Source organism: Halodesulfovibrio marinisediminis DSM 17456, from assembly GCF_900129975.1.
Taxonomy (GTDB): domain Bacteria; phylum Desulfobacterota; class Desulfovibrionia; order Desulfovibrionales; family Desulfovibrionaceae; genus Halodesulfovibrio; species Halodesulfovibrio marinisediminis.
Genome location: NZ_FSRG01000004.1, coordinates 295,252 through 314,877, shown reverse-complemented (window position 1 = coordinate 314,877; position 19,626 = coordinate 295,252). Strand labels below are relative to the sequence as shown.

The 19,626-nt window shown below is 46.2% G+C and carries 14 protein-coding genes; 5 read left to right on the top strand and 9 right to left on the bottom strand.

What is annotated here, in order from left to right:
* Positions 1-127 precede the first annotated feature (127 nt).
* From BUR09_RS05935 to BUR09_RS05915, 5 genes are all read right to left on the bottom strand, one after another.
* Positions 128-757, bottom strand: coding sequence for a tetratricopeptide repeat protein (locus BUR09_RS05935; RefSeq protein WP_074216040.1), 630 nt, complete (start codon positions 755-757; stop codon positions 128-130).
* Positions 747-1,136: a hypothetical protein gene (locus BUR09_RS05930; protein ID WP_074216039.1), complete on the bottom strand. Its 390-nt coding sequence runs from the start codon at positions 1,134-1,136 to the stop codon at positions 747-749. The genes BUR09_RS05935 and BUR09_RS05930 overlap by 11 nt, the downstream gene beginning before the upstream one ends.
* On the bottom strand, positions 1,136-1,807 hold the full coding sequence (locus tag BUR09_RS05925) for a YkgJ family cysteine cluster protein (protein ID WP_074216038.1): 672 nt from the start codon (positions 1,805-1,807) through the stop codon (positions 1,136-1,138). The genes BUR09_RS05930 and BUR09_RS05925 overlap by 1 nt, the downstream gene beginning before the upstream one ends.
* 378 nt (positions 1,808-2,185) lie before the next feature.
* Positions 2,186-2,374, bottom strand: a complete 189-nt coding sequence (locus BUR09_RS05920; protein ID WP_074216037.1) for a ferredoxin — start codon at positions 2,372-2,374, stop codon at positions 2,186-2,188.
* A gap of 211 nt (positions 2,375-2,585) precedes the next feature.
* Entirely contained in the window at positions 2,586-3,941 is a 1,356-nt protein-coding gene (locus BUR09_RS05915) for a trypsin-like peptidase domain-containing protein (protein ID WP_074216036.1), read from the bottom strand.
* Between the two features lie 156 nt (positions 3,942-4,097).
* On the opposite strand from BUR09_RS05915, the gene cobT reads away from it, so the two are divergent.
* A complete protein-coding gene (gene cobT, locus BUR09_RS05910) occupies positions 4,098-5,243 on the top strand; it encodes a nicotinate-nucleotide--dimethylbenzimidazole phosphoribosyltransferase (RefSeq protein WP_074216035.1) in 1,146 nt (381 codons plus the stop codon).
* Positions 5,244-5,418: 175 nt separating this feature from the next.
* On the opposite strand, the gene BUR09_RS05905 is transcribed toward cobT, so the two are convergent.
* Entirely contained in the window at positions 5,419-5,814 is a 396-nt protein-coding gene (locus BUR09_RS05905; protein WP_074216034.1) for a secondary thiamine-phosphate synthase enzyme YjbQ, read from the bottom strand.
* 229 nt (positions 5,815-6,043) lie between these two features.
* Here BUR09_RS05905 and selB point away from each other — a divergent pair, with 229 nt between their 5' ends.
* On the top strand, positions 6,044-7,969 hold the full coding sequence (gene selB / locus BUR09_RS05900) for a selenocysteine-specific translation elongation factor (RefSeq protein ID WP_074216033.1): 1,926 nt from the start codon (positions 6,044-6,046) through the stop codon (positions 7,967-7,969).
* A gap of 91 nt (positions 7,970-8,060) precedes the next feature.
* On the opposite strand, the gene BUR09_RS05895 is transcribed toward selB, so the two are convergent.
* Entirely contained in the window at positions 8,061-11,018 is a 2,958-nt protein-coding gene (locus BUR09_RS05895; protein ID WP_074216032.1) for a DEAD/DEAH box helicase, read from the bottom strand.
* Positions 11,019-11,247: 229 nt separating this feature from the next.
* On the opposite strand from BUR09_RS05895, the gene BUR09_RS05890 reads away from it, so the two are divergent.
* Positions 11,248-12,954 carry a Na+/H+ antiporter NhaC family protein gene (locus BUR09_RS05890; RefSeq protein WP_074216031.1) on the top strand — a complete coding sequence of 569 codons (1,707 nt, stop codon included), beginning with the start codon at positions 11,248-11,250 and terminating at the stop codon, positions 12,952-12,954.
* Positions 12,955-13,289: 335 nt separating this feature from the next.
* On the opposite strand, the gene BUR09_RS05885 is transcribed toward BUR09_RS05890, so the two are convergent.
* Positions 13,290-14,114, bottom strand: coding sequence for a nitroreductase family protein (locus tag BUR09_RS05885; protein WP_074216030.1), 825 nt, complete (start codon positions 14,112-14,114; stop codon positions 13,290-13,292).
* Positions 14,115-14,456: 342 nt separating this feature from the next.
* Between BUR09_RS05885 and BUR09_RS05880 the strand changes: the two genes are divergently transcribed.
* The gene (locus tag BUR09_RS05880; protein ID WP_217694173.1) at positions 14,457-15,635 is read left to right on the top strand and encodes a Na/Pi symporter; all 1,179 of its coding nucleotides are present in this window, start codon (positions 14,457-14,459) and stop codon (positions 15,633-15,635) included.
* 641 nt (positions 15,636-16,276) lie between these two features.
* Here the strand turns inward: BUR09_RS05880 and BUR09_RS05875 are convergent.
* A complete protein-coding gene (locus tag BUR09_RS05875) occupies positions 16,277-16,699 on the bottom strand; it encodes a universal stress protein (protein ID WP_074216029.1) in 423 nt (140 codons plus the stop codon).
* A gap of 979 nt (positions 16,700-17,678) precedes the next feature.
* Here BUR09_RS05875 and BUR09_RS05865 point away from each other — a divergent pair.
* Positions 17,679-19,625, top strand: coding sequence for a molybdopterin biosynthesis protein (locus BUR09_RS05865; protein WP_074216027.1), 1,947 nt, complete (start codon positions 17,679-17,681; stop codon positions 19,623-19,625).
* Position 19,626 lies beyond the last annotated feature (1 nt).

The window sequence follows — 19,626 nt, the reverse complement described above, 5'->3', positions numbered from 1 at the left end:
TTAACTCTCTGCAAACAAAAAAAGGCTGCCCTTTGAACAAAGGACAGCCTTATCTTTTTCATCGAACACGCCGTGAAACCGGCGTTACCTGTAGCTTGCATCGCAGTAAATGCGACACTGTGACTACTTATGCGCGATGCGGAGCAAGTTCAGCAAGGAAGTTAGGATCAACTTCGAAGCCGAGCTCGATAGCTTTGTCTACGTTTTCGATTGCAACATCAAAGTCGCCACGCTCAAGAGCTACAAGAGCGAGGTTGTTGTATGCTGGTGCAAAAGTAGGGTAGGAAGCAATAGCTTTTTTAGAAACTTTTTCACTATCATCAAGTTCGCCAAGCATGTAGTGCGCGGAAGCAATAGTAGCCTGAGCCTGAACAAAATCAGGATCCCAGCGAAGAGCTTTTTTAGCACACTTAATAGCTTCTTCTGCTTCACCCTGCTGGAGGTGAACAAATGCCATGTTTGCCCAAGGCACTGGGAACTTAGCACGGCACTGTGCTGCTTCTTTGTTGTACTGCATGCAACCTTCAAGGTCGTTACGCTGCATGCAGATACCGCCGAGCTGAATATAAGCTTCTGCAAAACGGCTGGAGTTACGGATACACTCGAGGAACGCAGCCTCTGCACCACTCCAGTCACGAGCGGAAAGAAGTGCTACACCAAGGTTGTAGTGATGGTTTGCACATTCCGGGTTCTCATCAATCTCTTTATGCAAAAATGCAATATATTCTTCGATACTTGCGAATTCTTTAGTCGTCATGATTAATATGCCCTTCTTCAATCAAGAGGTTGTAATACCAAACGCAGAAGTCGAAAATGCCGCGGTACTTCTCATCCTTATTGACAATGCCAACGGCTGTTTCTAATGCGCCGCGACCATAGTCGTTGGAATACTGGCCTCTGTGAGACTGGAGAAACTCGCGAACGAGCTGCTGTGTTGTGCGTTTGGAAAGGTCCATACGCAGTTCCATAGGATCGTTCGGTTTCGGAAACGGATCCCAGTTGTCATATCCGATACGGTCAATGAACTTACGACGTCGCGGAGACATCTGATCATACATAAACCGCTTTTGTTCTTCTTCTTCCGGCGTCAGTTCGTGATCAGCACCGGTTCGGTACATGCTCGCGGAAATACTCATTACGCACCTTTTTTCTTAGGTTCTTTAAGACCAAGATATTCTTCGTCATAGTTTGTAATAAGAGCCATAGACACAGGAACAAAAACACCAGGCAATTCTTTGTAATTAGACTTGATTGACTTGCACAGCTCGAGGCTAATTTTTGCAAGACGATCCTGAATAACGTCTAATGATACGGTAGGGTACGGTTTGCCCGGTTCAAATTTTGAAAGTCCACAAGTATGTGCTTTGCCACCAATATTTGTAGGAATACCGTACAAGCGACAAGTAATTGGACGAATGTCGTACATGGTACATTTATCTTCGCTGTTCAACAGTGGACAGCGAACACGTTCTTTAGCCATCGCTTCAAGCAGTTCGCGAGGCTCGGAGCCTTTCATAGAATCGCGGTACAACTGGCGCTTACGTTTGTAAATTTTACGGTCCACGGTGTTGGCAGCTTCTATGATATTAGAGCGCTCTTCACCGAACGGGTACCGTTCAAGAAATTTGTGATTTATGTACAACGCTTCAATCAGGCTTACATCAAACAATGCATGGCAACAGTCGCTGCAGCCGGAACCACAGTTAATACAGTCGCCGTGCATGTCGGCTACACGATTAAAAACGGAATCCACTTCAGCAACAAGTGCTTCGTATTGTGCAAAAAATTCAGAAAAATCCAATTTCATCAGAAAACTCCCTACCTCCCGTAGACCCGTTACGTGTCCCGATCCGGTAGCCTTTTTATACATCTATGATTGGAGCAATAAATTTCTAGGTAAGTATTAAAGCAGGTACTGGCAACCTTGTACCTGCCTGCAACAAATCATTAGTAACGAAATCCCCAACTGGCAAGGGAAGAACGGCAACGGAATAAAAAAATTTGCAGAGATGCGTTGAATACCAACGGTTGCAGAGGGAAGTAATTTTTTGCTCTATTAAATATCACTGAAAAGATTACAGCTTATTTTCTGGCAGATTAGCTGCCCCATATATGAAACCGGACAGCGAGTTTACCCGCTGTCCGGTTCAAAAATCAAAGTATGCGAAAAAACGCACGTGTTGAATTACATTTCTTCAACAACGATAGCGTCAGCTTCACAAACTTCAACACAGGATTCACAACCGAGACATTCGTCTGCGTTTACTGGCTCAGCTTTGCCGTCCTGCATTTCGAAAACTTCAACTGGACATACGTCTACGCATTCTGCGTCGCCAGTACATTTGTCTGTATCAACGGTAACATTGTAACCCATGGTAATCCTCCAGGTTTGATTTTGGTTCTCGATGAACCTGTAAATAAGCATCAACACCTAGTGACTAGGTTTGGTGCATTAGTCTCATCGAAATCTGCAATTAGCCCTGTCACGTCTTCAGTGTCAAGAGCTGAAAGGCATTATCTTCAAGCTTTGCATTTTTTTTTGCGTTTCTATCACACAGAAATCAATATTTCCAGTGATCATAGCATTATATATCCATACGTACTCGGTAGCCTTTTCCGTCTCTGCCAACAAAGAGAATCAACGAAGAATCCAACCTGTGTGTAAAGAAAGCCTGATATAAGGCCGTCATACTGGTTACTTTCTTTCCGCTAATGTTAACAAGCACGTCTCCTGCCCGTAATCCCAACCTTGCAGCAGGACTTCCCTGCCTTACGGACTCAACGACTAAATAGGTTTTTCCTTTCCGCAACGTCATACCCCAACGGCTTTGCATCTGCTTTGCTGCAAGCGCTTCAGAGTATGGCTTGGTACGCAGTTTAGTTGTAACAGGTTCACCATCACGCATATACGTGAGAGTTACGGATTCCCCTTTCGTCATATTCTTGAGTAACTGAACGTAGTGCCTATGATCTGTCACCAAGTTGTCATTTACTTCAATTATAGTGTCGCCAGACTTAATTCCGGCTTTTGCTGCTGGTGTTCCGTCGAACACCGCTGTCACAAGTAACCCTTTTGTGGATGGCAACCGCAGCCACGCAGCAGTATTTTCATCAAGATTCTGGCCAGAAAGGCCAAGCCACACCGGAACAATATGACCGGTCTCAAGCAATTCTGTTACAGCTCGTCGTGCCTTATCGATAGGAATGGAAAAACCAATGTTTGCAGCCTGACGCAGCATGGCGGTATTAATTCCCACCAGTTCCCCAGCAAGGTTAATTAGCGGCCCTCCGCTGTTCCCCGGGTTGATAGCAGCGTCAATCTGGATAAGGTCAGTAATCGTCGCGTTATTTGTTTTGATTGAACGATCCAGCGCAGAAACAACTCCGGTCGTCACAGTATGGCTGAATCCAAGCGGGTTGCCGATAGCGATTACCGTTTCGCCCGGCATAAGGTCTTCTGACTGTGCCATAGGCAGCGCCGGCAAATCTGAAGCATTATCAAGTTTCAGAACAGCAAGATCAAAATCCGGATCTGAACCGATCAGCGTTGCAGTAAATGTACGTCCATCAAGCAAGGTAACATTAATCTGCGCTGCGCCTTGGATAACATGGGCGTTTGTCAGCACAATAGCTTTTTTGGAATCAATAATAACGCCAGACCCAAGAGTTTGTTCTTTAACTTTGCGACGTCCCTGTCCGCGCTGAAAGAACTCATCAAACAGCGGATTACGCGGTAGTAACTGTGCAAAAGGGTTGACCGCACGTTCAACAATCCTGTCTGTGCTGATACTTACAACCGCAGGTGCGGCTTTTTGTACAGCCATAACCACAGGGGTTATGCGGACACTCCCTTCATTTTTTAATTTTGTATAATTATTCTCGGCAAATGCCACACTCGAACTAAGCATGACGATAAGGAATATTGCGAAGATTCTACGCATCAGATACCTTTATCCTGTTCTTGGTGGTTAATTATAGACTGGCATTCAGATAACACAGACTGTAAAGACGTCTGAATAAAAAAGCTATAGTCACCAGACTCAAAGTCAACACGACTACCTTTTCCGGCTTATCATTTTTATAACTTAGGAGAGATCATGACATCTTCTTTTCCGCATCGCGATTCCAAGGTTGAACAAGTTTCCACCTACGAAAACACCGCAGAAAACGAAACCCTACTACGCGATCTTCTTCAAAAAATCGAGCCGGTCTCTGACTCGCTGTGCCAAGCAGCGACCCACCGACTAGACAACCTGACAAAGCCCATCGGCAGCCTTGGCAAGTTGGAAGAGCTGGCCGTACGTATGTGCTGCATTCAAAATAAAACACTGGGAATCGCCGCAGACCCGCTAAGAATCTACGCTATAGCAGGCGATCACGGTGTGAACGAAGAAGGCGTCTCCGTCTTCACTCAGGACGTCACACGCCAAATGGTACAAAATTTCTGTGACGGTGGTGCAGGGATCAATGTACTTGCGAATACTGCCGGTGCAGAGCTCTGTGTCGTGGATCTTGCCTCCAAAGGAGACTGCTATCCGGAACACGACTCCCTTATCCAGTGTAAAATTGCACAAGGAACACAGAATATTTCTAAAGCACCTGCTATGAGTCGTGAAATGTGCCTGCGGGCACTGCTAATCGGTGCCGAGCTTGCTGACAAAGCACTTAAAGAGGGCTGCCCCTCCATCGGAACCGGAGAAATGGGCGTCTCAAACACCACGCCATCAACAGCACTCTACTGCGCATACCTTGGACTTCAGCCACAAGACATTACAGGTGCCGGCGGGGGGCTCGATTCTAAGGGCATCACACGCAAAACCAGCGTCATTGAACGCGCCCTCTCACTCCATTCAGCTACAATTAAGACCGGTGATCCTATCGATATCCTCGCAACTCTCGGCGGATATGAAATTGCAGCCCTCGCAGGACTCATCCTCGGTGGTGCAGCGAACAACCAGCTTGTACTGCTCGACGGATTCATTGCAACAGCAGCATATACAGCAGCATGGAAACTCTGCCCGACAGTAAAAGATTACGCGTTCTTTTCTCACGCATCAGCAGAAGCCGGACACAAACAGATTCTCACCAAGCTTGATATCGACCCGCTCCACGACCTCGGGCTACGCCTCGGCGAAGGCAGCGGCGTACCTCTCGCTCTGTTCCTTATGCGCTGCGCCTGCAACACATACAACCAAATGACCACCTACAGTGACACTGACGTTGAACCACCTGACAATTTATAGAACGGGAGTCTCGGACATCGAAGAAAAACTGTATAGACAGACTTCGTACGTCCTCGCAGCAACCCCTTTTACCCCCAACTACCCACTTTGCCTAAGCTTGTGTGCATCCCCAAATAGCTACCAACTAAAAACAGCTCTGAAAATTAGCTTCAGAGCTGTTTTTTATCTGTCCAGACTAGGAAGGAATAAACTTCACCCACAGCTTGCGGTTCCGCGCTCCATCAAATTCACAAAAATAGATTGCCTGCCATGTTCCAAGTTGAACACGACCATTTTCGACGATGAGCATCTGATCAGGGCCGAACATGCTTGCTTTAATATGAGCATCGCTATTGCCCTCCATATGCTTGTAATCACCATTATATGGCACGATATGGCGCATGTTCACTGTAATATCACGGGCAACGTCAGGGTCGGCACCCTCATTAACTGTGACTGCCCCTGTTGTATGCGGGCAAAAAAGCAGCAGCATGCCGTCTTCCCAGTTATTTTCGCTGACAAGCGTCTGTACTCTGGACGTAATATCAATGAGTTCTTCACGGGTTGATGTACGGATTTCTAGCTTTTCCATGATTTCCTCGTAAGGTTATAAGCAATTGAATGTATAGCAGGAAATGTAGCATGAAAGTGTGATATCTGCCATTTGCTGCGAATAGTTGAGGAGTTGGGTTTTTTCCAATACAACAGACAATCCTTTTGACGAAACTTACCGCTTAAGCGGACACAATATTGTTTGATCTGTTGCTGTTATCGAATATTTTTTAGACAGCACCAATTAGGAATTATGCCAAGGAGTATCTATGCCTGTTGTAATGGGCACTGCCGGACATATTGATCATGGTAAAACCACGCTTGTAAAAACTCTCACCGGAATCGACTGCGACCGTTTAGAAGAAGAAAAAAAGCGCGGGATAACCATAGAATTAGGGTTTGCGTTCTTCGACCTGCCGGACGGCAGCAAGATGGGAATTGTAGACGTTCCTGGGCACGAAAAATTTGTTAAGAACATGGTTGCAGGTGCATCCGGCATCGACTTTGTAATGCTGGTTATTGCCGCGGATGAAGGTGTAATGCCGCAGACCCGCGAACACCTAGAAATCTGTTCACTCCTTGGCATTCCAACAGGATTCGTGGCGCTGACCAAAACAGATATGGTTGATGAGGAATGGCTTGAACTGGTACAGGAAGACGTAAAAGCATTCCTGCAAGGTTCTTTCCTTGAAGACGCACCGATATTTCCAGTATCTTCACATACAGGTGAAGGCCTTGAAACCATCCGTGACCACATCACCAAGCTGGAGAAAGAACTTACGCCACAACGTCGCTCTGACCTGTTCCGTATGCCGGTAGACAGATCCTTTACCATGCGCGGACACGGAACCGTTGTAACAGGCACCATGGTTTCCGGCTCCCTCAATATCGGTGACGAGGTGCGCTTCTACCCGCATGATCTTCTTGGCAAAGTACGCGGCCTGCAAAGTCATGGCAGTGCTGTTGAAACTGCACCAGCTGGCAAGCGTACCGCGATCAACATCGCCGGTGTTGAAGTGGCAGACGTGCACAGAGGTGATGTTCTCGCACGCCCTGACTCTCTGTTCCCTTCTGACACATGGCACGTTGAACTTACTTGCCTGTCTTCATCTCCGTCACCGCTTAAAAACCGTACAGAAATCCACTTCCACCACGGTGCTCGCGATGTTCTTGCCCGTTTGTATTTTCCTGACCGCGATAAGCTCATGCCCGGTGAAACCGCAATTTGTGAAGTCCGCTTCCCGGAACCGATGGTCGGCGTGGCAAACGACCGCTGCGTTATCCGTTCGTTCTCCCCGTTGCGTACTGTAGCTGGTGGCAAACTGCTGCATCCGGAAGCAGAACGTCTGCGTAAAAAGAATCCGCACTACGAAGTAATTTGGAACAGTCTACAGGAGCTTCCAAAAGCAGAGCCAGAAGACAGAGTGCGCCTGCACCTCGCAATGGCCGCTGAAAAAGGGCTTTCCTTTGCCCGCCTGTGCATCTTTACTGATATCGAAACCAAGAAGCTTGAAAAAATCCTCAACCTCTTTGGTGGAAAGCAGGAAGCACTTTGTTTCGACAAGGAAGAACGCCAGTACATTGCTGGCAACGTTCTTAATGAACTGTCCGAAAGCTGTCTCGACTTCATGGCAACGTTCCACAAAAACGAGCCAATGAAAGCCGGCCTTTCCCGAGGAATGCTTGCATCCGGCTGGGGTAAACAGCTGTCACCAAAGCTCGTGCACTTCCTTGTCGAACGCCTTATCAAAGCAAAATCTATCGTAATTGATGGTGATGTGCTGCGCCTGCCAACTCATAAAGTCTCCATGGCGGCAGATCAGGAAGGCTTACGCAAAACAATCCTTGAAGCTTACGAGAAAGGCGGTATCACCCCGCCAAATCTCAAAGAAGTCCTTGAACCTCTCGAAGTGGAAGTAAAAGAAGCAGTACCAGTACTTAAACTCATGGAAGAGAATGGGGAAATGGTAAAAGTAAAGGACACCCTTTACTACCACGCACCTGCGCTCGAAAAAGTTAAAGATATGGTGCGTGAATACCTTTCAAATCATGATGACATGGGACCTGCAGAGTTGCGTGACCTCACAGGGCTTTCACGAAAGTATGCAATTCCGCTGCTTGAATATTTTGACCGCGTACGCCTGACAATGCGTATCGGTGATAAGCGACAGCTTCGCGGTACAGGCGGAGCCTAGCACCAGTCCCCTTAAGCTTGCTTATTCAACGGCGTGTTCCAAATGGAACGCGCCGTTTTTTACTATCAATATCTAAAAAGCTAAGCTCTGCCTACCAAGCAATGGGGACACGAACCTTTTGCTTAGCCTTATTGGTAAAGAGCAAATAGCCATGCTCCTTACCGTACAAGTAAATATCGCGAGTGATACGTACATCCGCTTCGCAGTAAGTGGCAATCTCTTCTACTTTTCCTTCCTTCCACCACTTGAGCGCTTGCAGACCATCTGCAGACTTTGGCGCATTAAGCGTTGCCGAACCAAGATTGTCGAGCGACACACGATAATTCAATCTCTTACGAATTTCATCGAGTAAATCTAGCGTAGGCAACGACTTCAAATTGTAGTCGGCGTAAGCGGAAAGCACCTTGTAGTCAAAACGGATAATGTTGAACCCAATAATGCAATCAAACTCTTTAAGGTGTTCAAGCAGGTCCGGCATATCTTCTTCCATGTATCGGATAAACTTGTCTTCTTTGGAATCATAAAGCACCGCTACGGAAACTCGCATACGATCAGCACGATGCCAGCCCCCCACTTCCTGTGCGGAAAGCTGCGTTTCAATGTCGAGTACGGCATAGCGCTTTGGAGTATCAATAAATTGCACAGTTGAAGAGTCAGTATCAGTCAACACTGGAGTTATTGTCTGTCCGGCTTCAGCCTTAAGAACTTTTGGCTTGATGCGTGCCGGAGTTGTCATCGGTTGCGGAAGCTGCTCCACTTCAAAAACTTCATCTTCCGGCGGAGTAAATTCTCCCTTTGCCATTTCCTCAAGAAGGAAGATGCTACCGACCTTGTCGATAGGGCGATTACCAGAACCACATTTTGGCGAGTGCACACAACTTGGACAGCCAAGCTCACAGCCGCAATCACGAACCGTGGCGAGAGTACGTTCAAAAATTTCCTGCGCCATCGTGAAGGCATGGCGCGTTAAACCTGCACCCCCTTCCATCCCGTCATAGACAAAAACTGCGGGCTTACCGACTTGTGCATGCATAGGAGTAGATATGCCGCCAAGGTCATTACGATCTGTCAGCACAAGAATCGGCAAAATACCTATCATCGCATGTTCAAGGGCGTGGATGGAGCCCATGAAGTGCAAAAACTCATCTTCAACTTTGCGTTGTACGCCAAGAGGAACTTCAAACCAAATGCCCTCAGTTTCAAAGACCAGCGGTGGAAGTTCAAGAGGAGTAATACCCAGCAGCTTACCACCTTGAACACTTCGTTTTTCAAAGCCACTGATAATTTCGGTAACACGAAGCTTACCGAAACAAAGACGCGATCCCCACACGACAGTCTGGTCGATAACTTCCAAGATCTCTGTACTCTTATTACAGCGAGTACGCGTGTAGTAGTTCACACGACCTTTTTTTGCTTTGGCTGTGCGGGTTCCGAAATCCAGCTCAGTTATCGACCATGTCTGCCCTTTATGCAGATATACTGCACCGGGATGCGTTTCCTTGAACGCTTTCACGCCGTCAACACTGCCTATAACTGTGCCGTCTTCTGATTCAATATGAAAATTGTTCCCCGCACCGCGAAGATCAACATGCCGATGTGGCCGTTTTTTCGCTGCAAAAATGGTTGTACCTTCTGCATCGCGGAGCAAAAGGCCGCACTGTTCCAATTCATGCACAGCTGCTATAACTTCCTGCTCCTGCATCCATTCTTCAGAAGTACGCAACGTGAGTTCCGCTGCAGCACACTCAAGGTGGCGTTTCAAGATCACAGGGTTATGCGGGTTCAGTACAGCCGACTCAGGAGGACGAGTAAAAAACTCTTTTGGGTGACGCATAAAATACTGATCGAGAGCATCCTCGCCAGCCACAAGCACCACAGCGGATTCCTGTTTTTTACGTCCCACGCGACCACCGCGCTGCATCGTGGACATAATAGAACCGGGATAACCTACAAGAATACACAAATCGAGCGCACCAATGTCGATACCAAGCTCCAAGGCACTGGTTGAGATAACAGCAAGCAATTCTCCACTCGCCATTTTTTGCTCAATTTCCCGCCGCTCCTCAGGAAGAAAGCCGGCGCGATACGCGGAAATTTTATCTTTAAAGGCACCGGACTTTTGCCCTGCCCACATACTGATAAGTTCAGTCATCTTACGTGACTGCGTGTATACAATGGTACGCATATTCCGCATCAAAGCAGATTTAAGCAGAGAAATAGCCGTGGAAGAAGGACTCTGATGCGGGTCCATAAAAACAAAGTTGCGCTTACCCTGCGGGGCGCCGCTCTCCGTTATTACCGTTGGAGCAATTCCGGTCAGGTTCTCACACAGCTCAGCAGGGTTTCCCACCGTCGCAGAACAAAAGATAAAGGTCGGAGTTATTCCGTATTGTTTACATACTCGGAGTAATCTGCGGAAAAGCTGCGCCATGTGTGAGCCCATAACGCCTCGATACGTATGAACTTCATCCACAACAATAAACTGGAGAGATGCAAGAAACTCTATCCACTGTTCATGATAAGGAAGAATAGAAAGATGCAGCATTTCCGGATTCGTCATCAAAACAGTAGGCGGTTTTGTTCGAATCTTTTTACGGAAATGAGGCGTGGTGTCACCATCATAAATTGCGGCGTCCGGACGTGCCTCTTTCGGCCAATGCGCCGTTAGCGACTGAAACGACTTTAGCTGATCCTGTGCCAGCGCCTTCAAAGGAAATAAGTAAAGCCCGCGCGCATCAGGGTCTTGTAAAAAACGCTCGATGACAGGCAGGTTATAAACAAGGCTTTTACCACTTGCTGTGGGAGTAGCCACAACAACATGTCTGCCTGCTCTAATATGATCTGTGGCAAGTGTCTGGTGTGCATACAACTGCGTGATGCCCTGCATAGCAAGCATATCTTTTATCGCCTGCACCCACGGACGACGATTCTCTGCGTACAGTGCATCTGTATCAGGCAATGCCTTATGATAGACTACCTGATCGCCAAGACGCGCCGAGTTCCGTAATGCATCGACGTATTCCGCTACTATATCCTTATCCTCTTTCATACGCCGAACATGCTGTGCGCCATCTTGAAAGTCAATCTACAACCTGCAGAACTGATCAAAAAAACAGTCAAACTATCTTTCAACATATTTCAAAAATTAAAAAATACTGTAAAAGTTTGATTTTCTGACTAATTTTTCATTTTTCAAACATATAAGACAACGCTTGCAAAGCCAGAGTATTTCTTTTAGGAACTACGCAAAAGAAAGCAATCATCGGGAGAGAGTGATTATGAGACTTAGGCATTTATTGCTGCTGCTTTCCGCAGTAGGTATTCTTTTTATTACAGCACCTGCATTCGCTGCTGACTCAAGTAAAGGCGCTGCAAACTCACAACTTTTTGGATTCTGGACACTTGTTCCGCCGCTGGTAGCAATTATCCTTGCATTTATCAGCCGTAACGTTGTGCTGTCCTTGTTCCTTGGTGTATTCTCCGGCGCAATGATGCTGGAAACAACCGGCTTTGATTTTTATCATGGTGTGATTGGTTCTTTCCACCGTGTTTCCAACGAAATCCTCGGGTCACTGGCTGACTCATGGAACGCTGGTATCGTACTCCAGTGTCTTGCAATCGGTGGCCTTATTGCAGTTGTATCCAAAATGGGTGGTACTCTTGCAGTAGCAGAAGCGCTTGCGAAAAAAGCAAAAGGCCCACGTAGCGCCCAGTTCTTCACTTGGCTCATGGGTCTGGTTATCTTCTTCGATGACTACGCAAACTCACTTACCGTTGGTCCTATCATGCGTCCGGTAACTGACCGCATGCGTATTTCCCGCGAGAAACTGGCATTCATCATTGATGCTACCGCAGCGCCTATCGCTGGTATCGCACTTATTTCCACATGGGTTGCATACGAAGTAGGTCTTATCAAAGACGGTTTCGAGCAGATTGGTATCCAAATGAACGCATACGGCGCATTTGTTGAGACCATCCCATACCGTTTCTACAATATCTTTATTCTGTTCTTCGTACTCGCCGGCATCATGATGCTCCGCGAATTCGGCCCAATGCTGAAAGCAGAAGAACGCGCACGCAAGTACGGCAAAGTACTTGGCGATGAAGCTACTCCAATGGCTTCTGAAGAAACAACTCAACTCGAGCCTGGTCCTCACGTTGTTCCTTCCATCTGGAATGCAATTATCCCAATCGGTACCCTTATCGTTGCAGCTTTCCTTGGCTTCTACTTCAACGGCCTTGGTGCTATTGATAACGCAGAACTGCTCGCTCAAATCCACGAAGCTCCATTAAGCTTCACCGCAATCCGCGAATGCTTTGGTGCGTCCGACGCTTCCGTTGTACTGTTCCAGGCAGCATTGCTTGCCGGTATCGTTGCAATGGGCATGGGTATCTTCAAAAAAATCTTCAGCATCGAAGAAGCAGTTACAACATGGGTTCTTGGTATTAAATCCATGAACATCACCGCAGTTATCCTGCTTCTCGCATGGTCCCTTTCTGGTATCATTAAAGAACTCGGTACTGCGCTGTGGCTAGTAAGCGTGCTGTCTGACACACTGCCAGCATTCCTGCTGCCATCTATCATCTTCATTCTTGGTTCTGTCATTTCTTTTGCAACAGGAACCTCTTACGGCACAATGGGTATCCTCATGCCACTGGCAATCCCACTTGCATGGGCTATCAACCCCGATCAGTCCTACCTGCTCCTCAACGTAGGTTCAGTTCTTACTGGTGCTATCTTCGGTGACCACTGCTCACCTATCTCAGATACCACTATCCTGTCCTCCATGGGTTCCGCGTGTGACCATATCGACCACGTTCGTACCCAGCTGATCTACGCAATTGCTGTAGGTGCTGTATCCATCCTCTTCGGCTTCCTGCCAGCAGGTCTCGGACTCTCCCCGATGATTACCCTGCCAGTAGGTCTTGCCGCAGTAGTTGGCATGCTCTACCTCTTCGGAAAACGACTGCCAGATGCAAGCTAAAAGCTTGTTCAAAAAGAATAAAAAAAGCTCTCAGCGATTGCTGAGGGCTTTTTTTTGTGCACCTAAAACCGGCCTTCGGCGAGTCTACGACGTTTGCCTCCGGCGGCTAAAGAACCTCTTGCAAGAGGTTCTTTAGAATCTCCAGAAACCTTTAAGGGCGGAAAACTCCCGTTACTTATGACCTTGGTAGCCGCAAGGGAACTACCTTTCACAATCTTATCAACGACACATTCTTAAGCATTTAAAAGGGCTGCTTTTGTTACTTGGACAGCCCTTTTTTATTCCAGCAAAAAATTATAGCACAAGGTTCTTAGGCCGCAGGGGCAAAGCACTCTCTAAAACTTTACACGATGGATTGCTTGGAATCTACGATCCACAGCACGATAATATTTAACGGCAGGCTTTCCGAACATAATAGAGTATGCAGCGTTATGATCCTCCGGAATACCAAGAATCTCTTTGTACTCAGGTACAAAATGTGTGAAAGCCTGCATGGCAAACCCACACCATAAGCTACCGAGTCCTGCATTCGTTGCAGCTAAATCAAAATGCGTAAGCGCAATACCAACATCGATCATTGGTGAAGAGCCAGTTGTCGGTGAAGACACAACAAGCATATGCGGAGCTTTTCTAAAGACAATATCAAAGCCTTCTGCATAGGCTCGACTAAGTGCACGGAAGTGTGACATCTCTTCTGGAACCCGATGGTCTGCCACAGCTTCTGCAACAAGCTTGTATGTATGCTTTGAAATTTTCCGCATTACGTCCAAGTCATCCACAACGGAGAATTGAAGCTGCATGGCATTCTTCGCAGTTGGCGCATTAGCAGAAAGAGTAATGAGTCTGTCGATGAGGTCTTTCTCAACATTTTCCTGCTTAAACCGGCGAACAGAACGGCGACCTTTCATGAGGGTCTCGAGCTGATGATCTGAAGGCATGTTTCCTTTAAGCGGAAGACAGTCCTCAGGAGTAACATTTAATATAGACACAGCAGCTGTTGGGCATACCGCAAGACAATGCATACATTTAAGACAACGGTCTTCACGTGAGGGAGCGATGGCTGGCACTCCACTCTCAAAGCGAATAATTGATGCCGGACAGTCTGTTACACACTGGTTGCACTGAACACACTTCTCGTTATCAACAATAAAGTTTAACATATTTTCTCCTTACCCCCCTTTATCAGGGGTAACGCCTCTATAACGAAATCAAAAATTTAGATTACATCTACTGATAATCATTGAAATAACTTACGTTCTATCCGCGCACAATACTGTAAAAATGATTGAGCATAAAGAACGATATTTTTGAACGTTATTATTTTAGAAAAAAAACACGTAATTTTAACGCAATGAAGCTTACATCGCAGACTGCAGTCACATTGCAGCAAAACTGTCACAGAACTGTCACATAAGAAGTCTATCAAGAGCACGGCTCGAGAAGCAGGCAAGGGTGTCTGAGCAGTTCGGGTCGATCACCTAGATATACGTTATGGAGCATGTATGCCTAACATGACTTACTCTCCAGAAGTGACGCACGAAGCGTCTTCTGTGACAGACTCTGAAAAGCTTAATCTTAAAGCCATTGGCCGTTGGGTTGCCGTTGCGGCCCTTGTATACTGTATGCTGCTTGCCGTTGGCATGATTGGTGCCGGCTTTAAAACTGCTACAGCAGGCCAAGCAAAATCATTATTTGCTTTCGCATCCAATCCGTTCCTCGGACTTATTATCGGTACTGTATGTACCGCACTTATTCAGTCTTCAAGTACAGTTACCTCTATTATCGTTGGGCTTGTTGCCGGTGGTCTTCCGGTATCATTAGCAATTCCGATGGTAATGGGGGCAAATATTGGTACTACAATTACAAATACTATCGTCAGCGCTGGCCACATGCGTTGCAGCACTGAATTTAAGCGCGCTTTTTCCGCAGCTACCGTACATGACTTTTTCAACCTGATGGCAGTTGCAATCTTCTTGCCGCTTGAAATGTTTACTGGCTTCCTTGAAAAGTCCAGTTATGCAATCGCCTCTATGCTTGCAGGCGGAAGCTCTATGAGCATGAAAGGCATGAACTTCATCAAGCCTATTACCAAGCCAATTATCGGGCAGCTTAAAGGTATGCTTGGCGTATTCTCCCCTGAAGTTCAGGGGGTTATTCTTGCTCTACTTGGGGTCGGTCTTATTTTCTGCGCTATCACAATGATGGGCAAGCTACTCAAAAAGCTCATGGTAGGCCGCGCTAAAAACATGCTGCACGCGGCAATTGGTCGCGGACCGATTGCTGGCATCACTTCCGGTATGATTGTTACTGTTCTTGTTCAATCTTCTTCTACCACAACCAGTCTTATGATTCCGCTTGTAGGCTCCGGCATCTTTAGCATGCGTCAAATTTACCCGTTCACTCTCGGAAGCAACATCGGCACTTGTATTACTGCCCTTCTTGCTGCAACTGCTGTAATTGGTGGCAACAGCATGTTTGCCCTACAAATTGCCTTTGTTCATCTGCTCTTTAACATTGCCGGCGTGCTGGTTATCTTCTGCCTTCCATTCATGCGTGAAATCCCACCACGCTGTGCTGAATGGCTTGCTGACTACGCAGGACGCAAAAAGCGCTATGCAGCTTGTTATGTTCTAGGTGTATTCTTCTTACTCCCTGCTACATTCATCATGCTTGCACAGTAGGTAATACACCTCCTGCTAACAACTTAGATAGAAAACAATGCCAGAAGCACTCTCTAGCATTTAACTATCTAAGTTATATTTCGATGTGTTAGACAAATTGCCGCAAAGAATTTTTCATTAAAATTCCTTGCGGCAATTTTTTTTATTAATTTGTTCTTCCCAAATGAAAAGGATAGCTTTACAGTCACGCTGAAACCGTTTACAAAGTTAATTCAGATGTACTCTACTAAATTACTCGACATCCCGAGAGTAGAGAGTGTTCGCTACCCTTGCGTAGTGTAACCGCTTCCGGAAAATGACTGATGGAAGATGGTACCCCCGTACTAGCTTCTATCGCAGTTTGCCGGATGAATCTGACATATACATCATCTGGCATAAGTCGTTCTTTTTAACGGCTTAGCGCTGCGTGTTGCACATTCTTCGGTAGCATTCAATGGGCGAAATGCTGCCGAAGCTCCTCAAAAGAGTCCGGGGTTCAGCCGATGGTTACTAGTTCTGAACTCCGGACTCTTTTGCGTTCAAATTCTGAATTCCACAACTGTGTAAAGTAAAAGGTCGATTCTAACCACTGGCAAGTCCACATAGCGGGGCTGCCGGAAAACAGAATCGACCTTTTCGTTATTTATAAAAAGAGTGAAGTGTTATGACCTTGCATGAACTACAAGTACATTACACGGTGCCTGCTTAAGCACACGCGTTGTTACGCTGCCAAGCAAGATAGACGCAAGGGGGTTGGTTCCACGTGGAGCCATAACAATCAAATCCACTTTTTCCCTTTCCGCCATGCGTGGAATCTCTTCACTCGGTGAACTATCAATAACATGTTCAAGATAATGAGCCCCTGCTTCTTCCATCATCTCACGCACGGGTGCTAATACCTGGTTTGCAATTTCTAAAGACTCCTTGGAAAAGTCTTTAAACTGCTTCAAATTTTGGAAGGTCTCGCTGCAATAGAGCAATATTATTTCTGCGCTGAATTCTTTTGACAGATAAATAGCTTCTGCAGCAGCATTGAGAGAATAATCCGACCCATCTACCGGTAACAAAATCTTCTTTATTTCCATATATTACTCCCATGTAACAGCAGAGTTTATGCGAAAATCCTGTATCGATACCACTACATTTTTATACAAAGAATAAAAAAACATACTTTTCTCTTCAGCTTCAAAGAACAGTACGTTCTTTTATAGCTATGCATCGATAAGGAACGGTTTTTGTAAGATATTTCCAAGCATAACTTGCTAACCAATCTGTAGCAATTGGATAATAAAGATATAATGAATAGATATAAAAAAAGACTAATTCTCAGCAGAATAAGAGAATTAGTCTTTTTGGGTAGGAAAACCAATGGATTCCTGGGTAGGGATGTACTGAATAGACCCATGTACTCTGTGGCGTAATTAAGTAAGCATGGGAGATGCGTTCATACAGTACGTGCTCATGTAAATTTATTACTTACTATAAGCTATAACAACATTTGTAGATAACTTCTGCTCTTAAGTAAATAAAATGAAAAATATCACAAGAAAAAAAGCGTGCACAACACTTTTTTGCAGTAACTTTTTCAAAAAAACGAAAAGCAATATCTAACATGCATATTACAGCATAAAAAAACCTGCTTTAACTTACAGTTAAAGCAGGTTTTTTGTCTTTCAGGATATAAGAGCTATTGCCGAGTTTTCCGAACACATTTACGGAACAGGTGTGTCCGGAAAACACAGCATTAACGCATATAGGTCACGCGTTATGCGAGGAAGCTGCATCATACCTAAGCGGTACGAGTAAGCAACTTAATAAATTTTATATAGTCCATAAGTTTTTTTTGATTCATTACAAGAGCAGCCACATGCTTCATGATCAATCATTATTTCCATTTTTAATAATAAAAACCTCTTCTTTTTCTATAAGATACACAGAAAATTGCATAAACTTATGAACGGTAACTTCAATTATGCCCGAATATAACTGAGTCTCGGCCACTTTTATTACCGTTTTAAAACATGTATTATGCTCATCGATTAAAAAAATTACCGCGAGGAACATATGACTGCATCGAAACGAAACGTATATCTTAAAACAATCCCGCTGACTGAAGCTGTGGCTAAAACGCAAGCTGCGCTCGACAGAGAAATGCTTTTACGAAGTGAAATTGTGCCGACACACGAAGCTGCCGGACGCGTCTTGTCTGAAGCAGTATTTGCAGAATATTCCTCGCCGACATTTCATAGCGCAGCAATGGACGGAATTGCTGTAACTGCCAAAGAGACCTTCACCGCCCGTGAAGGGGCACCATTACGCCTTACAAAAGACGAATCATACGAGCCTGTGAACACAGGTAACCCACTTCCGGAAGGACGTGACGCCGTCATTATGATCGAAAACGTCATCTCTGTTGATGAAAACACCGTTGAGATCGAAACTCCGGCTTTTCCGTGGCAGCATGTGCGCCGCATCGGGGAAGATATTGTTGCAACGGAGCTGCTTTTTCCGCAAAACCAACAGATTTCACCGTACGATATCGGCGCGTTATTGAGCGCTGGGATCTGGGAAGTACGTGTATGGGAAAAAGTACACGTATGCATCATCCCGACTGGTGATGAGGTACTTGATTTTGAAAAACGTCCAGAGCCTAAACCGGGTCAAGTAATCGAGAGCAATTCGCAGGTGCTTGGTGCCATGGCACGCAATCTTGACTGCATTGTAGATCGCATTCCGCCTGTACCAGACGTGCCTGAACTGCTGGAAAAAACTGTCGCAGAAAAACTTAACGACCCATACCATCTCGTCATTATCTGTGCGGGTTCATCTGCTGGCTCTAAGGACTTCACCCGTGCGACTATCGCCAAACTTGGTGAAGTAGTTGTTCATGGCGTCGCCGCAATGCCGGGCAAGCCATCTCTGCTGGGTGTCTGCAAAGGCAAGCTCGTTGCCGGCGCACCGGGCTACCCTGTAAGTGCTGTTGTATGTTTTGAAGAACTGCTTACTCCACTCATTTCATGGATCAGCCGCAAGCCGGTTCCTGCCAGACCTGTGGTTGACGCAGAGCTTACCCGAAAGGTCCCTTCAAAGCTTGGTGTTGAGGAATTCCTGCGCCTTTCTGTGGGTAAAGTTGGGGACAAGTATGTAGCTACTCCGCTCGCACGCGGTGCCGGTTGCATCACTACAATGTCCCGGGCTCAGGGTGTAGGCCGCATTCCTGCCCAAGCTGAAGGCATTGATCAGAACTCCATTGTACATACGGAACTTCTCGTAGAAGAAAAGCGCCTCGATGAAGTGCTTGTTACCGTAGGTAGTCATGACAACACTCTTGATATTTTGTCTGACGAACTTATGGGGCTGGACACACCAATGCGCCTTGCTTCCAGCCACGTTGGTTCCATGGGCGGTATTCTTGCCATTAAAAATGGTTCCTGCCACTTGGCAGGTGCACATCTGTTTGATCCGGAAACCAATGACTACAACTTCCCGTTCATTAAAAAGTACCTTCCGGATACTGACATTACCCTCGTAAACCTTGCTATTCGCCATCAGGGATTCATTGTCCCTAAAGGAAACCCGAAAAACATTCAGTCTATTAAAGACATTGCAGACGGTTCCATCCGTTTCCTCAACAGACAGCGCGGCGCTGGAACTCGTATTCTTTTTGATTATCATCTGAAAGAAGCCAATATTTCTCCTGCATCTGTGACCGGGTATGATAAAGAAGAGTTTACGCACATGGCAGTAGCCGTGAACGTGCTTACTGGTGCTGTTGATACCGGACTTGGTATCTTTGCAGCTGCCAAAGCGCTTGATCTGGATTTTGTACCGCTTGCACGCGAACGATACGACCTCATTATCCCGACTGCATACTTAGAAACTCCGCAGGTACAAGCAGTTCTTAATTTGCTACAATCTCCAACATTCAAAGCACGTATTGAAGCACTAGGCGGATACGAGACTTCTTTGACAGGAACTATTATGGAGCCGGGAATCGGCCTTGGAGAATAAT

Bases quoted from the DNA above. Each gene is read 5' to 3' on its own strand.
- selB (WP_074216033.1), top strand. From the start codon at position 6,044: ATGCCTGTTGTAATGGGCACTGCCGGACATATTGATCATGGTAAAACC.
- BUR09_RS05930 (WP_074216039.1), bottom strand. From the start codon at position 1,136: ATGAGTATTTCCGCGAGCATGTACCGAACCGGTGCTGATCACGAACTG.
- BUR09_RS05935 (WP_074216040.1), bottom strand. From the start codon at position 757: ATGACGACTAAAGAATTCGCAAGTATCGAAGAATATATTGCATTTTTG.
- cobT (WP_074216035.1), top strand. From the start codon at position 4,098: ATGACATCTTCTTTTCCGCATCGCGATTCCAAGGTTGAACAAGTTTCC.
- BUR09_RS05880 (WP_217694173.1), top strand. From the start codon at position 14,457: ATGCCTAACATGACTTACTCTCCAGAAGTGACGCACGAAGCGTCTTCT.
- BUR09_RS05895 (WP_074216032.1), bottom strand. From the start codon at position 11,018: ATGAAAGAGGATAAGGATATAGTAGCGGAATACGTCGATGCATTACGG.
- BUR09_RS05875 (WP_074216029.1), bottom strand. From the start codon at position 16,699: ATGGAAATAAAGAAGATTTTGTTACCGGTAGATGGGTCGGATTATTCT.
- BUR09_RS05885 (WP_074216030.1), bottom strand. From the start codon at position 14,114: ATGTTAAACTTTATTGTTGATAACGAGAAGTGTGTTCAGTGCAACCAG.
- BUR09_RS05915 (WP_074216036.1), bottom strand. From the start codon at position 3,941: ATGCGTAGAATCTTCGCAATATTCCTTATCGTCATGCTTAGTTCGAGT.
- BUR09_RS05865 (WP_074216027.1), top strand. From the start codon at position 17,679: ATGACTGCATCGAAACGAAACGTATATCTTAAAACAATCCCGCTGACT.
- BUR09_RS05920 (WP_074216037.1), bottom strand. From the start codon at position 2,374: ATGGGTTACAATGTTACCGTTGATACAGACAAATGTACTGGCGACGCA.
- BUR09_RS05925 (WP_074216038.1), bottom strand. From the start codon at position 1,807: ATGAAATTGGATTTTTCTGAATTTTTTGCACAATACGAAGCACTTGTT.
- BUR09_RS05890 (WP_074216031.1), top strand. From the start codon at position 11,248: ATGAGACTTAGGCATTTATTGCTGCTGCTTTCCGCAGTAGGTATTCTT.
- BUR09_RS05905 (WP_074216034.1), bottom strand. From the start codon at position 5,814: ATGGAAAAGCTAGAAATCCGTACATCAACCCGTGAAGAACTCATTGAT.